General features: G+C 70.6%; 14 protein-coding genes. 5 read left to right on the top strand and 9 right to left on the bottom strand.

Translation table 11 applies throughout. From position 1 onward, the window contains the following. The first annotated feature begins 27 nt into the window (after positions 1–27). Entirely contained in the window at positions 28–1320 is a 1293-nt protein-coding gene (locus RPX00_RS02165; RefSeq protein WP_406636949.1) for an IniB N-terminal domain-containing protein, read from the top strand. Here the strand turns inward: RPX00_RS02165 and RPX00_RS02160 are convergent. Both RPX00_RS02160 and RPX00_RS02155 read right to left on the bottom strand, forming a co-directional pair. Further along, a complete protein-coding gene (locus RPX00_RS02160; protein WP_406636947.1) occupies positions 1314–2120 on the bottom strand; it encodes an SDR family NAD(P)-dependent oxidoreductase in 807 nt (268 codons plus the stop codon). The genes RPX00_RS02165 and RPX00_RS02160 overlap by 7 nt on opposite strands. A 14-nt stretch (positions 2121–2134) precedes the next feature. Next, positions 2135–3553 (bottom strand): MFS transporter, encoded by a 1419-nt coding sequence (locus RPX00_RS02155; protein WP_406636945.1) that lies wholly within the window; start codon positions 3551–3553, stop codon positions 2135–2137. A gap of 52 nt (positions 3554–3605) precedes the next feature. On the opposite strand from RPX00_RS02155, the gene RPX00_RS02150 reads away from it, so the two are divergent. Continuing rightward, complete coding sequence (locus RPX00_RS02150) at positions 3606–4373, top strand: TetR/AcrR family transcriptional regulator (protein ID WP_406636943.1); 768 nt, start codon at positions 3606–3608, stop codon at positions 4371–4373. Here RPX00_RS02150 and RPX00_RS02145 read toward each other — a convergent pair. The 5 genes from RPX00_RS02145 to RPX00_RS02125 form a co-directional block, all read right to left on the bottom strand. Beyond that, positions 4312–5109, bottom strand: coding sequence for a sigma-70 family RNA polymerase sigma factor (locus RPX00_RS02145; protein ID WP_406636941.1), 798 nt, complete (start codon positions 5107–5109; stop codon positions 4312–4314). The genes RPX00_RS02150 and RPX00_RS02145 overlap by 62 nt on opposite strands. Before the next feature lie 196 nt (positions 5110–5305). Further along, entirely contained in the window at positions 5306–5809 is a 504-nt protein-coding gene (locus RPX00_RS02140; RefSeq protein ID WP_406636939.1) for an SRPBCC family protein, read from the bottom strand. Then, positions 5806–6162: a metalloregulator ArsR/SmtB family transcription factor gene (locus tag RPX00_RS02135; protein ID WP_406636937.1), complete on the bottom strand. Its 357-nt coding sequence runs from the start codon at positions 6160–6162 to the stop codon at positions 5806–5808. Before RPX00_RS02135 ends, RPX00_RS02140 begins: the two co-directional genes overlap by 4 nt. Positions 6163–6203: 41 nt before the next feature. Beyond that, the gene (locus tag RPX00_RS02130; protein WP_406636935.1) at positions 6204–6566 is read right to left on the bottom strand and encodes a DUF5313 family protein; all 363 of its coding nucleotides are present in this window, start codon (positions 6564–6566) and stop codon (positions 6204–6206) included. 20 nt (positions 6567–6586) lie between these two features. Then, a complete protein-coding gene (locus tag RPX00_RS02125; protein ID WP_406636933.1) occupies positions 6587–7453 on the bottom strand; it encodes an RNA polymerase sigma-70 factor in 867 nt (288 codons plus the stop codon). Positions 7454–7588: 135 nt separating this feature from the next. Here RPX00_RS02125 and RPX00_RS02120 point away from each other — a divergent pair, with 135 nt between their 5' ends. Further along, positions 7589–8323, top strand: coding sequence for an SDR family oxidoreductase (locus tag RPX00_RS02120; protein WP_406636931.1), 735 nt, complete (start codon positions 7589–7591; stop codon positions 8321–8323). A 39-nt stretch (positions 8324–8362) separates the two neighbouring features. Here the strand turns inward: RPX00_RS02120 and RPX00_RS02115 are convergent, their stop codons facing one another. After that, the gene (locus RPX00_RS02115) at positions 8363–8914 is read right to left on the bottom strand and encodes an HAD family acid phosphatase (RefSeq protein ID WP_406636929.1); all 552 of its coding nucleotides are present in this window, start codon (positions 8912–8914) and stop codon (positions 8363–8365) included. A gap of 197 nt (positions 8915–9111) precedes the next feature. Then, a complete protein-coding gene (locus RPX00_RS02110; RefSeq protein ID WP_406636927.1) occupies positions 9112–9981 on the bottom strand; it encodes an oxidoreductase in 870 nt (289 codons plus the stop codon). A 156-nt stretch (positions 9982–10137) separates the two neighbouring features. On the opposite strand from RPX00_RS02110, the gene RPX00_RS02105 reads away from it, so the two are divergent. Together RPX00_RS02105 and RPX00_RS02100 are read left to right on the top strand one after the other, a co-directional pair. Next, complete coding sequence (locus RPX00_RS02105) at positions 10138–11325, top strand: amidohydrolase (RefSeq protein WP_406636925.1); 1188 nt, start codon at positions 10138–10140, stop codon at positions 11323–11325. 85 nt (positions 11326–11410) lie between these two features. Continuing rightward, on the top strand, positions 11411–12766 hold the full coding sequence (locus RPX00_RS02100; RefSeq protein WP_406636923.1) for a serine hydrolase domain-containing protein: 1356 nt from the start codon (positions 11411–11413) through the stop codon (positions 12764–12766). The last annotated feature ends 46 nt before the right edge of the window (positions 12767–12812 follow it).

Raw genomic sequence — 12812 nt, 5'->3', positions numbered from 1 at the left:
CGTTGTCATCACAGGAGAATACGAACTATGGGCCCGGTGCAGACGCTGCACGAATTCGCGCTGAACCTGCTGAACGACCCGCAGTCGCTGGCGGACTACAAAGCCGACCCGCAGGGGGTGCTGAACGGCGCCGGCCTCGGCGAGCTGAGCCCGGCCGACGTGCAGGACATCATGCCGCTGGTCATGGACAGCGCCCCGCTGCCGGCCGCCCCCGCCGTTCCCGCGGTGCCGGGCGTCCCGGCCGCCCCGAGCATCCCGGCCGTGCCAGGCGTGCCCGCCGCGCCGAGCGTGCCGTCGGCCGACCTGGCCGGCGCCTTCGACCAGGCCAACGCCGCCGCCGAGCCGGTGGCGCACCAGGCGGGCGACGGCCTCGGCGGTCTCGCCGGCGCGCTGCCGAACCTGAGCCCGGTCTTCGAGGGCGTCAGCAACGTCGCCGACGCGACCGGCCTGAACACCGTCACCCACGGTGCGCTGGGCGCGGTCTCCGGCGTGCTGGACCACGTCGCCGAGGCGACCCACTCGGTGCCGGTCGTCGGCCCGATCGTCGACGCCGCCGCGATCGACACCCAGAACACCGTGAACGCGGTGGGCGAGCACGTCTTCGACGGCAAGCTCGTCGGCTCCGCGGTCGACGCGACCACCAACCACCTCGGCGACGCGCTGACCTGGAAGGCCGTCGTGTCCGAGACCGGCAAGCTGCCGGTCGTCGGCGGCCCGGTCAGCGGTGTCGTCGAGGACGTCCGCCAGGGCGGCTCGCACCTGCTGGGCACCGTCAACGAGGCGATCGGCTCGACCCCGGTCGGCGAGCACGACGTCCGCGCCGACCTGACGCAGGCCACCGGCGACCTGACCTCGGCGGGCGACCTGTCCGGCACGCTGGACCACGCCGCCGCCGCGGTTCCGGCCCTGCCCGCCGTCCCGGCCGGTGTCCCGGGCGTTCCCGCGGCTCCGGCCGTTCCGGCGGTCCCGGCGGTGCCGGGTGTCGGTTCGCTGCCGCAGGCCCCGTCGGTCCCGGGCGTCGGCGAGCTGCCGCACGCTCCGGAGCTGCCGGCCGCCCCGAACGCGGGTTCGCTGACCCACGCCATCGAGGGTGCGACCGCGCACGCGCCGGCCGTCAACGCCGCCGCGCAGCACGTCACGAACGCTGTTCAGGACACGGTCGAGACCGGCACGCAGCACGCGACCTCCGGCGAGCTGCCGGACGCCGCGCACGCCGCCGCGCCGCTCAACGAGGTGCAGACCCACCTGCAGGACGCGGCCCACGGCCTCGAAGCGCACGCGGGCAACCTGCACCTGGACAACCTGCACCTGGGTCACTGATCCTGGCGCACTGAAGGGTTTTCCCGCCGCGGGCCCGGACCGGACAGGTCCGGGCCCGCGGTGTTTTCGTTGCCGGGCAGCAGGCACAAAACCGGCTGGCCGTCGAGGAAGTAGCCGCCGGTCGGGCCGCCGGAAGGCAGCGTCGCCGCCCAAACCACGCCACGGGCGCTTTCGAGGGCGGGGCGGGCGGTCTCTTCGTCGCCGCGTTCGGGGTGGGTGGCGGTTTCTCCCGGATCGACGGCGTTGACGAGGATCGGCGTGTTTCGCAGCGCTGAGGCGAGAACTCCGGTGAGGGTGTTCAACGCGTGCTTGGCGAAGGAATGCGCCGGGGCGCGCAGGCTCGCGCCGAGATCGAGCCCGGTCGAGATCTGCAGTGCGGAAACGCTGGAAACATTGACGATCCGGGCTGCCGGGGCGGCTTTCAGCAGTGGCAGCAGCAGCTGGGTCAGCTGCCACGGGCCGAGTACGTCAATGTCCAAAGCGGACTGGACGGCGGCCGGATCGGCGTCGAGGGCGGACAGTGCGGCGAAATCGACGGTGCCGCTGGCGTTGTTGACCAATACGTCGAGATGGCCGAAGGCATCGGCCAGGTAATCGGCGGCGGCGGTCATGGTGGCCGGATCGGTGAGGTCGAGCCGCAGTGCGGTGGCGTTCGGGAGTCTCGTGGCGAGGGACTCGGCTCGGGTGGGCTCGCGGGCGGTGAGGAGGACGTGATAGTCCTGTTCGGACAGGAGCTGGGCGACGGCGAAACCGAGTCCGGCGGCGCGACTGGTTCCGGTGATCAGGGCGGTTTTCGGCATTGCGATTTCTCCGGTTATAGAGCGGAATGTTTCGGCAGGAAGCGGACTAGGGCCAGTGCCACGAGGTACAGCCCGGCGCAGAGGCCGAAAACCAGTTCGGCGGCGGGAATCCAGGACGGCCCGCCGCGGGCGAAGAACACCGTGCCGAGCGCGGCGACGCCGATGGCTCCGGCGAATTGCTGGGCGGCGTTGAGCATTCCGGAACCGCTGCCGACTTCTTCGGGGGTCGCGTCGCCGAGGATGAAATCGAAAAGCGGGATGAACAGCAAACCGGAACCGGCTCCGGTGAGGAAGAGTGCGGGCGCGAGCTGCCAGCTGGTGATCGCAGCGCCCCAGTGCGCGATCGACCACCACAGGGCGAGCAAACCGGCGACCGCGATCGAAAGTCCTAAGTGGAGGGACGCGCGACCGAGTTTCGCGGCGAGCACCGCGCCGGACAGCAGGGTCGCGATGGCGGTGCCGGCGGCCCAGGGGAGCAGGGCGAAACCGGACTGCAGCGGCGTCCAGCCGAGGCCGGACTGGAGCAGCAGGTTCACCACGAGCACGAAACCGCTGAGCGAGGCGTAGAACCCGCCGGTGATCAGCAGTCCGAACACGAAGCCGCGCTTGGAAAACAGCGACGGTGCGATGACCGGATGGCTGCTGCGGCGTTCGGACCTGGCGAACAAGCCGAAGGCGACCACGCCGGCGGCCATCAGCACGTACGTCCACACGGGCCAGCCGAGGTCGCGGCCCTGGATGAGCGGCACGATCAGCAGCGCGGACGCGGCGGTGAGCAGGCCGACGCCGCGCAGGTCGAGCCGGGCGCCACGGTCTTCGCCGCTGTGTCGCGGCAGCACGCGCAGGCCGAGCAGTCCGGCGAGGATGCCGAACGGGACGTTGATCAGGAAGATCGAGCGCCATTCGCTGCCGAAGAGGTTCAGGTGCAGCAGCCAGCCGGCGAGGATCGGCCCGGCGACGGTGGCCAGTCCCATGATCGGGCCGAACGGCATCAGCGCCTTGCGCAGCTGCTCGGGCGGGAAGACGACCTTCACCAGCGCGATGCCCTGCGGGATCATCGCCGCGCCGAACAGGCCCTGGAACACGCGGGCCTCGATCAGCGACCCGGCGCTGGGCGCGAGCCCGCAGGCCAGCGACGCGAGGGTGAAGCCGGTCATGCCGATCAGGAACAGCCGGCGCCTGCCGAGCAGGTCGCCGAGGCGGCCGGACGTCACGAGCCCGAGCGCGAACGCCGCGGTGTAGGCCGACAGCACCCACTGCAGGGTCATCGGCCCGCCGCCGAGGTCGGCGCGGATCGAGGGGCCGGCGAGCGCGGCGACGCTGGTGTCGATCAGGTCCATCAGGTCGGCGATCACCACGACCGCCAGCACCAGCCACGCCTGGACCAGCGGAAGCGGCTCGGCGCGCGGAGACGAACTAAGTTCAGTAGTCACGAACTAAGTTCTAGAAGACGAACTAAGTTCGTGTCAAGCTATAGTGACCGGCATGCCCGCTGCCCCCCGAGAGCGCCGCGCCGCCCGGCACGCGCCGGCCAGTGCCGAGGCCGCGCCGAAACCGCGGAAAGAACCCATCACCGTCGACCGGATCACCGACGCCGCGCTGCAGGTCGTCGCCACCGAGGGGTACGACGCGCTGACCGTCCGCCGGGTCACCGCCGTGCTCGGCACCGGACCGTCGTCGCTGTACGCGCACATCGTCAACAAAGAGGATCTCGACGATCTGCTCATCGGCAGGCTCTGCTCACAGATCGAACTGCCCGAACCGGATCCGGAGACGTGGCGACAGCAGGTCTTGGACGTTTACGGCCAGATCCGCGACCTGTACCTGAAGTACCCCGGCGTGTCCCGCGCCGCGCTCGCGATGGTCCCGACGCATCTGGAAACACTGCGGGTCAGCGAGGGGATACTGGCGATTCTGCTGGCCGGCGGGGTCGAACCGCAGACCGCGGCGTGGGCGCTGGATTCGCTCACGCTTTACGTCACCGCGTATGCCTGGGAGCGGTCACTCGTTCAGCAGCGGCAACAGCAGCACGACAGCGAGTGGGTGCTCAGCCGGGAGGAGCTGATCGACCGGTTTTCCGGGCTGCCGGAGGAGAAGTTCCCGAAGACCCGGGAGTACGCGGCGGAGCTGACGTCCGGCACCGGGCACGAGCGGTTCGCCTTCATGGTCAACCTGATCACCGGGAATCTGGTCAGCGCGGCTTCGGGATCGCCGGATCGCAGCAGCCCGCCATCCGGGGCAGTTCGCGGTTGACCTCGGCCAGTTCGGCGGCGACCGCGTGGCACGGCTCGCATTCGGCGAGGTGCCCGGCGAGGACCCCGGCCCGGCGGGCGGGCAGCGTGCCGCGCAGCCACGCGCCCATCCGGCGGCGGACTTCTTGGCACTGCGGCAATTCCGCGTCCGGCACCTGGACTTGCAGGTACGCCTGGCGCAGCCCTTCGCGGGCGCGGCGGGCGAGCACCGCGACGCCGTTCGGCGAAACGCCCAGCACGGGCGCGAGTTCCGCCGGGGTGTTGCCTTCGGCGGACATGCGCCACAGCACGGTCCGCCAGCGTCCGGGCAGGGTGCGGTAGGCCGACCACACCAAGCGGTCTTCCGAGCGCATGACTGCGAGTTCGTCAGCGCCGCCGTCGAGAGTTACGGGTTCCGGAACCGTTGCGTACAGATCGATACGATTTTCGTGGCGGCTCCAGCGCGCGAAGAGATTTCGCATGGTGGCCACGAGATACGCGGGCGCGTTCGATTCCGGGCCGCCGCCCGCCGCGACCGTGCTGAGCACGCGCGCGAAGGCCTCCGCGACGAGGTCGTCGCGTTCTGCCTGCTGGCGCACCAAACCGGCGGCGACGCGGCGCATCAGCGTGACGTGCCGCCGGAATAATTCGCCCCCTGCCTGGCAATCTCCGGCGCGGACGGCGGCGAGAAGTTCGGCGTCAGTGCGCTCGTCGCCGCGGGCGTCCGCCACCGGGGTGCTGCCCAGTGTCGTGTCCACCGTGCACCTCCCACCGGACCGGCCCACACCTCGTCACGCGGGACTACTGAAAGTAACTGGTACAGCAGTGTACTCCATATGCCGGTGGGGATTCGGTGAGTCGGCCACGTGATTCGCGGACAGGTGGGGAAGTCGGGGCTGCTCAAGGACATTTCGTTCGGGCACCGACTGTCCGAAGTGGACTATTGACGGGCGGTCAGGAGACCTTTCCGGCCAAATCGGCGAAATAGGGCGTCATCGCCGGGTGGTAGTCCGCGAAGTCCGGCAGCGGAGCGCCCTCGAAGGCGGCGGTGAGCATGTCGAGGTAGTACTCCCAGCCGGGGCCGGCGTCCTGGATCTTGGCCGCGGAGTCCAGGTGGTGCACCAGCTGCAGTTCCGTCGTCGCGCCTTGGAGTTCGAGCCGCAGTTCCATGCGCCAGGCGCCGGATTCGTCGGTGGCCGAAACAGCCAGCCGCCGCGGCGGTTCGCAGGCGTCGATGCGGAGGTCCATCCACGGTTTCTCTTCTTCGAACACCATCTGGACCCGGATGATCCGGCCGGGAGCGCCGTCGCCTTCCCAGGGCCCGAACCAGCGCGCGGTGCGTTCGGGTTCGGTGACCGCGGCCCACACGTCGTCGATCGGCGCGCGGAAAGTCCGAGGCAGGATCAGGTCGACGCTGTCGGCGAGGCGGTGTGCTCGGGCGGTGGGCACGGGCTTCATGCGGTGTGTTCCTCTCCGGAAGAGGCGTCCCGGCGGCGTTCGCGGCGGGTGCGGTGGACTTCGGTCTCGAGTGCGTCGAGCCGCTGCTGCCAGGCGGTCGGGGCGACGAGCTGGGTGAGCCAGGTGGTCAGTTCGGCGAATCCCTGCGGATCGAGGGTGTAAAACCGTTGCCTGCCTACGAGTTCGTCCCGCACCAGACCGCTTTCCCGCAGTACGCGAAGGTGCCGCGACACCGCTGGCCTGCTGATGGCGAAACGCGCGGCGATTTCCCCGGCCGGGAGCCGCTGGCGTTGCAGCAACGCCAGGATGTCGCGCCGCACCGGGTCGGCGATCGCGCTGGCGACCAGATCCACGGCGGAAGCGTAACCCATCGGTTACGCGTTCGGCAAGCGCGTCACGGCCACGTCGACGCGCCGCCGCGGCGTTTGCGGACCGCTTTCCCGGTGCCCGGCGGGAAACCGTGTTTGGTGAGCCGGACCTCGGCGAGTTCGTCGGCGCTGGTGACGGTGAGGAACAGGCTCAGCAGCAGGCTGATCAGGAGCGCGGCGACGATCATGCCGGCGGGCATCGGCGTGACCAGGCGGAGCACGACGAAGCCCGCGATCAGCCAGGGCAGCGCCTCGGCGAAGATCCGGAACGCGAAGCGCAGCACCCAGGTTTTCGCGGTCGCGTCGTGCAGCACCCACTCGCGGTACTCCTCGGGGAGTACCCCGCCGTAGACGTAGTGCAGCCAGCGCACCGGGCCGGGACGCTTCATCCCCGGCGGGTACCCCGTGTTCAGGCGGTATACGCGGCCAGCTTCGCCGGGTTCATCAGCCAGAACAGGCGGTCGATGCCCTCGGCCGAGGCGGACGCGGTGAGCACCGCGAACACCTCGCCGCTGTGGCTCACCACCGCCGCGGGCTGGCCGTTGACCTCGCTCCAGCGCACCTCGGTGCCGAGCCAGAACCGGTCGGCGAACGCGCGGACGTACTTCGCCACCGTGACCGCGCCGACCACCGGAATCCGCGACGCGCGGACCGCGCCGCCGCCGTCGGAGTAGCTCACGACGTCCTCGGCGAGCAGTTTTTCCAGCGTGGCCAGGTCTCCGGTGCGCGCGGCGTCGACGAACGCGGTGAGCAGCCGCCGCTGTTCCGCCGGTTCGACCGGCGCCCGGCGCTCCGCGGCGAGGTGTTTGCGCGCCCGGCTGACCAGCTGGCGCGCGCTCACCTCGGTGGTCTGCACGATGTCGGCGATCTGCTGGTACGGATAGTCGAACGCCTCGCGCAGCACGTACGCCGCCCGTTCCGTCGGCGGCAGTTTCTCCAGCAGGAACAGCACGGCCACCTCGAGCGCGGCCGCGCGCTCGGCGCCGACCTGCGGGTCCGCGGTGGTGTCGATGGGCTCGGGCAGCCACGGGCCGACGTAGGTTTCGTGCCGGACGCGCGCGGTCTGGCTCGCGGTGATGGCCAGCCGGGTCGTGGTGGTGGCGAGGAACGCGCCCGGGTTGCGGACCGCCGAGCGGTCGCAGGTCTGCCAGCGCAGCCAGACGTCCTGCAGCAGGTCCTCGGCGTCGGCGACGCTGCCGAGCATCCGGTAGGCGATCCCGAACAGCCGCGGCCGGACCTGCGCGAACACCGAGGCGGCCTCGGCGAGTTCCTCCATCGGCGGCGGGTTCCTTTCCTGGTCCGGCGGGCGAGTGCGAGCTTAGCGGGCAGGGGTGTCACAAATCGGGGCGCTGTCCGGTCCTGACTGGTGACGAGCGCGGCGACCGCCGCGGCGGAGACGGAGGGAACGGGCATGAAGATCGTCGTCATCGGCGGGACCGGGCGGATCGGCTCGCAGGTCGTGCGGCTGCTGGAGGGGCACGAGGTGGTGGCCGCCGCGCCGAGCACCGGCGTGAACACCTTGACCGGCGAAGGGCTGCCCGAGGTGCTGCGGGGCGCCGACGTGCTGGTGGACGTGTCGAATTCGCCGTCGTTCGCGGACGACGACGTGCTGGAGTTCTTCCAGCGCTCGACCGGGAATCTGGTGCGGGCCGCGCGCGAGGCCGGGGTCGGTCATTTCGTCGCGCTGTCCGTCGTGGGCGCTGATGAGCTGCCGGATTCCGGTTACCTGCGGGCGAAGGTCGCGCAGGAGAAGCTGATCGAGGAAAGCGGCCTGGCTTACACGATCGTGCGCGCCACGCAGTTCCTGGAGTTCGCGCTCGCGATCGCGGACACCGCGACGGTGGACGGCGTGGTGCGGCTTCCTTCCGGCGGCACGCAGCCGATCGCGGCGGAGGATGTCGCGGTGGCGGTCGCGCGGACGGCGGCGGATTCGCCCGCTGGCGGCATTGTCGAGATCGGCGGGCCGGAGGTGCTGCCGATGGACGAGTGGATCCGGCGCGTGCTGACCGCGCGGAAGGACCCGCGCGAGGTGGTGACCGACCCGGCCGCGAAGTACTTCGGGACGCTGCTGGACAAGGACAGCCTGGTGCCCGCCGAGGGGGCGTGGCGGGGGAAGGTCGGGCTGGAGCAGTGGCTGGCCTCGTGAGCGGTGGCGCCGGTTCTCCCCGGCGCCGCCGCGCACTGGCTACGAAAGCTGGCCGTCGTAATCCGGCAGCTTGAAGCCCTTTTCGTAGTCGCCGCCTTCGAGGTCGGTGGACCGGTTGCCGATGTTCGCGGTGATCGTGTAGCCCTGCTCGGTCAACTCGGCGCGACAGCGCTGCTTGCCTTCCGCGGTGCCCTCGCCGGACTCGCGGGTGCAGATCGCGTCGATCGGGTAGCCCGCGGCGCTCAGCTGCGTGCGGGCCGAGGAGGAGCTGGTCCGGGCGGTCACGAAGAGCACGGAAACCTGGTGCTGGCCCGCCCACTGGGCGACCGCGAGCACCGGCCGGTTCGGTTCGCCGGGGTGGTATTCGGTCTCGAGCGAGGTGTTGTCGATGTCCAGCACGATCGAGAGCTTCGACCCGCCCTTGGCGACCCGGTCGGCGAGCCACGGAATGGCGGGATCGACGGCGGCGCGCACGTCGGCCTGCCATTGGTCGTAGCTGGGCAGCTCGGCCACCGCGGCCGACGCGGTGGCCGGGGCGGCGATCAGCGCGGAAACGGCGAAAATCGCGGCGCAGGCGCGGTTGACGTTCATCGGCCCGTTTTCTCCTTAGCGTGGCGGGAATTGCCAGCGGTCACGCTAATCGGGTCGCGCTCTTCGCTGCACCGTCGTTCGTTGGTTAAGGGAACGGGGTGCGGGGAGTTTTCTGGTTGTTCATCGGAAACCATTGTGGTGTTTTCCGCTTCGGGGTGATGACTGTGCGATTCGACAGTCATCACCCCGATTTGTCCTCACTCGGCGATCGTGTCCAATTCGGCCAGTGCGTCCGCGGGCAGTTCCAGATCCGCCGCGGCCACGTTTTCGCGCAGGTGCGCGACCGACGACGTGCCGGGGATCAGCAGGATGTTCGGCGACTGGTGCAGCAGCCACGCCAGTGCGACGGACTTCGGGCTGGTGCCGAGGCGGGCCGCGACGGTGTCCAGCGTCGAGGACTGCAGTGGGTTGAATCCGCCGAGCGGCCAGAACGGGACGTAGGAAATACCTTGCCCGGCAAGGGATTCGATCAGCTTCTCGTCCCCGCGGTGTGCCACGTTGTACCAGTTCTGCACGGTGACCACCGGTGCGATCGACTGCGCCTCGGCCACCTGCTCGGCGTCGACCACGCTCACGCCGAGTTCCTTGATCTTGCCTTCCTGGCGCATCTCGGCGAGCGCGCCGAACGGCTCGGCCAGCGACCCCGGCACCGGGGAGTGGCCGTCCGGGCCGCCGCCGACGCGCAGGTTCACTACATCGAGCGCCTCGACGCCGAGGTTGCGCAGGTTCGACTCCACCTGTTCGCGCAGCTGCTCGGGCGAACGTTCGTGGATCCAGCCGCCGGTGTCGTCGCGGACCGCGCCGACCTTGGTGACGATCTGCAGCCCGTCGTACGGCGCGAGTGCTTCGCGGAGCAGTTCGTTCGTCACGTACGGCCCGTAGAAGTCAGCGGTGTCGATGTGGTTCACGCCCAGTTCGACAGCCGTGCGCAGTACCGCGAGCGCCTCGTCGCGGTCGGCCGGCGGTCCGAAGACGCCGGGGCCGGCCAGCTGCATCGCGCCGTATCCCAGGCGGGCGACGGTGCGTCCGGCCAGCGTGAATGTCCCGCCGGGGAGGTTGTCGGTCAATGTTCCGCCCTTCTTTCCCGCCGCGCCGGTCTGGTGCCGCCGCGGCCGCTGTCCATGGTGCTTCCGGTGGCGCGGCGCGGCCAGTACCCCGCACTCCTGGGAGTGTCAGGGCCAGGCTCGCGGGACAGCGACCCCGGAGTTTGGTATACCATTATTATGGCTTCTCTCACTGTGACCGGCGTGCGCCCGTGGGGCGGCGACCTGGCCGACATCGTCCTCGACGGCGACCGCATCTCCGCTGTCCGGCCCGCGGGCTCGGCCCCGGTGGAGGGTGAGCGGATCGACGGCGCGGGGCTGCTCGCACTGCCCGGTTTCGTCAACTCGCACGCGCACGTCGACAAGAGCTGGTGGGGCAAGCCGTGGGTCTCCTACGGCGGCGTCGCGACCACCGAAGGCCGCATCGCGCACGAGCGCGCCGAGCGGGACGCGCTGGGGATCCCGAGCGTCGAGATCGCCGAGACAGTGCTGCGGGAGTTTCTGCGGCACGGCACCACGGCGGCACGCAGCCACGTGGACGTCGACCTCGGGCTTGGTTTGCGCGGCATCGAGATCGTGCGGGAGGCCGCGGAACGGCTGGGCGGCGCGGTGGAGGTCGAGATCGTGGCCTTCCCGCAGGACGGCGTGCTGCGCCGGCCCGGGGTGTTGAAGCTCCTTGATGAGGCCGCGGCGGCGGGCGCGGGCCGGATCGGCGGCCTCGACCCGGCGGGCATCGACCGCGACCCGGTCGGCCAGCTCGACGGGCTGTTCGAGATCGCCGAGCGGCGCGGCGTCGGCCTCGACATCCACCTGCACGACGGGGGCGAGCTGGGCGCGTTCCAGTACGAGCTGATCGCCGACCGGACTGTGCGCGCCGGGCTGCAGGGCAAGGTCACGGTGTCGCACGGGTTCGCGCTCGGCGAGGTTCCCCCGGCGCGGCAGGCGGCGCTGCTCGACCGGATCGCCGAGGCGGGCATCTCGCTGGCGACGGTCGCTCCGGTACGGGTGGCCCCGTTGCCGTGGACCGAACTGTCCGCGCGCGAGATCCCAGTCGGCCTCGGCACGGACGGGATCCGCGACCTTTGGTCCCCGTACGGCGACGGTGACATTCTGCAGATCGCGCTCGGCTTCGCTCGGTTGCACGGGCTGCGCACGGACGAGGACCTGACCGCGGCGGTGGAACTGGCGACGCGGCGGGCGGCTCCGTTCGTGGACCGGGAGCGGCATGACCTGGCGCCGGGCTGCCGGGCGGACGTGGTCCTGGTGGCGGCGGAGAACGTGCCGGACGCGTTGATGCGGGTGCCGGCGCGGGCGCTCGTGCTTGCCGGCGGCCGGGTAGTCGCGCGGGATGGCGAAGTGCTGGTCTGAGGTTCGTCGGGCTCTCCAGGTCGCGGCCGCTTTTTCCGTGTGCCGCGACGAAGTTTCCGGCCCGGCGGAGCGCTACCTTCCCGGAATGGACAAGCTCGACGCTCTCCGCAGGCGGCTGGAGCAGGAACTTCCCGCGCTGCTGGAACACCACCGGGTCCCCGCCGCCGTGCTCGCGGTGGCGGTCGGCGACGAGACGGCCACCGCGGCCGCCGGGGTGCTGAATCTCGGCACCGGCGTCCCGGCCACCGTCGATTCGGTATTCCAAATCGGCTCCATCACCAAGGTCTGGACGGCGACCCTCGTCCTGCAGCTCGCGGACGAGGGCCTGGTCGATCTCGACGCCCCGATCCGGCGGTACCTTCCCGAACTCAAGCTGGGCGAGGCGGCCATCACGGTGCGCCAGCTGCTCAGCCACACCGCCGGGTTCGAGGGCGACCTCTTCACCGACACTGGTCCCGGCGACGACGCGGTGGAGAAGTTCGTCGCGACCCTCGACGGGGTCGCCCAGCTCTTTCCGCCCGGCGAGCTGTTCTCCTACAACAACGCCGGGTACGTCGTGCTCGGCAGGCTCGTCGAGGTGCTGCGCGGCAAGCACTACGAGGACTGCCTTCGCGAGCACCTCGCCGGTCCGCTCCAGCTCCGGCAGTTTTCGCCGAACGCCAACGACGCGATCCGGTTCCGCGCCGCGATCGGGCACCTCGAACCCGAACCGGGCGCCGACCTGGTGCCCGCGCCGTTCTGGTCGATGCTGCGGTCCAACGGCCCGGCCGGGTCGTCGCTCGCGATGTCCGCTGCGGATCTGCTCGCCTTCGGCCGCATGCATCTCGCGGGCGGTGCCGGAGTGCTGAGCGCGAAGAGCGCCGCGGCCATGCTGGAACGCCAGGTCAGCCTTCCGCCGCTCGGCATTATGGGCGACGCCTGGGGTCTCGGTTGGGAACTGTTCGACACTCCGGGCGGAGTGGTGTTCGGTCACGACGGCAACACGATCGGGCAGTCGGCGTTCCTCCGGCTGGTGCCCGGAAGCGATCTCGTGGTGGCGTTGCTGACCAACGGCGGCGACGCGATGAACCTGTACGCCGACGTCGTTCCCGCCCTGCTCAAGGAATTCGCGGGCGTCGAGGTGTCGCTGCCGCCTCGTCCGCCCGCCGAACCGGAGCCGTTTGCCGCGGACCGGTATCTCGGCACCTACGCCAGCACAGTCGCCGATCTCGTGGTCTCCCAGGACGAGGACGGACGGGTCTGGCTGGAGCAACGTCCAAAAGGGACAGCCGCGGAACTGAGCGCCGCCGTGAAGTCCGAACTGGTCCGCCTCGACGGCGACACGTTGATCCTGCGCGAGGCACAGGGCGGCATCCACCTGCCGATGGTGTTCCTCGGCGACGACGGCGACGGCCGTGCGCGCTACGTCCATTCGGGGAGGGCCACCCGGCGCGCGGAGTGACCGGACGGCTTTGCCTGAACGGAACGATCCGGGAGGTCGCGGCGGG

It is taken from the genome of Amycolatopsis sp. WGS_07 (genome assembly GCF_045278895.1).
Classification (GTDB): Bacteria; Actinomycetota; Actinomycetes; order Mycobacteriales; family Pseudonocardiaceae; genus Amycolatopsis.
Note: the sequence above shows the minus strand (reverse complement) of the source record. Positions and strands in the feature narration are given on the sequence as shown.

Bases quoted from the DNA above. Each gene is read 5' to 3' on its own strand.
- RPX00_RS02165 (WP_406636949.1), top strand. From the start codon at position 28: ATGGGCCCGGTGCAGACGCTGCACGAATTCGCGCTGAACCTGCTGAAC.
- RPX00_RS02160 (WP_406636947.1), bottom strand. From the start codon at position 2,120: ATGCCGAAAACCGCCCTGATCACCGGAACCAGTCGCGCCGCCGGACTC.
- RPX00_RS02150 (WP_406636943.1), top strand. From the start codon at position 3,606: ATGCCCGCTGCCCCCCGAGAGCGCCGCGCCGCCCGGCACGCGCCGGCC.
- RPX00_RS02140 (WP_406636939.1), bottom strand. From the start codon at position 5,809: ATGAAGCCCGTGCCCACCGCCCGAGCACACCGCCTCGCCGACAGCGTC.
- RPX00_RS02130 (WP_406636935.1), bottom strand. From the start codon at position 6,566: ATGAAGCGTCCCGGCCCGGTGCGCTGGCTGCACTACGTCTACGGCGGG.
- RPX00_RS02125 (WP_406636933.1), bottom strand. From the start codon at position 7,453: ATGGAGGAACTCGCCGAGGCCGCCTCGGTGTTCGCGCAGGTCCGGCCG.
- RPX00_RS02120 (WP_406636931.1), top strand. From the start codon at position 7,589: ATGAAGATCGTCGTCATCGGCGGGACCGGGCGGATCGGCTCGCAGGTC.
- RPX00_RS02115 (WP_406636929.1), bottom strand. From the start codon at position 8,914: ATGAACGTCAACCGCGCCTGCGCCGCGATTTTCGCCGTTTCCGCGCTG.
- RPX00_RS02105 (WP_406636925.1), top strand. From the start codon at position 10,138: ATGGCTTCTCTCACTGTGACCGGCGTGCGCCCGTGGGGCGGCGACCTG.
- RPX00_RS02100 (WP_406636923.1), top strand. From the start codon at position 11,411: ATGGACAAGCTCGACGCTCTCCGCAGGCGGCTGGAGCAGGAACTTCCC.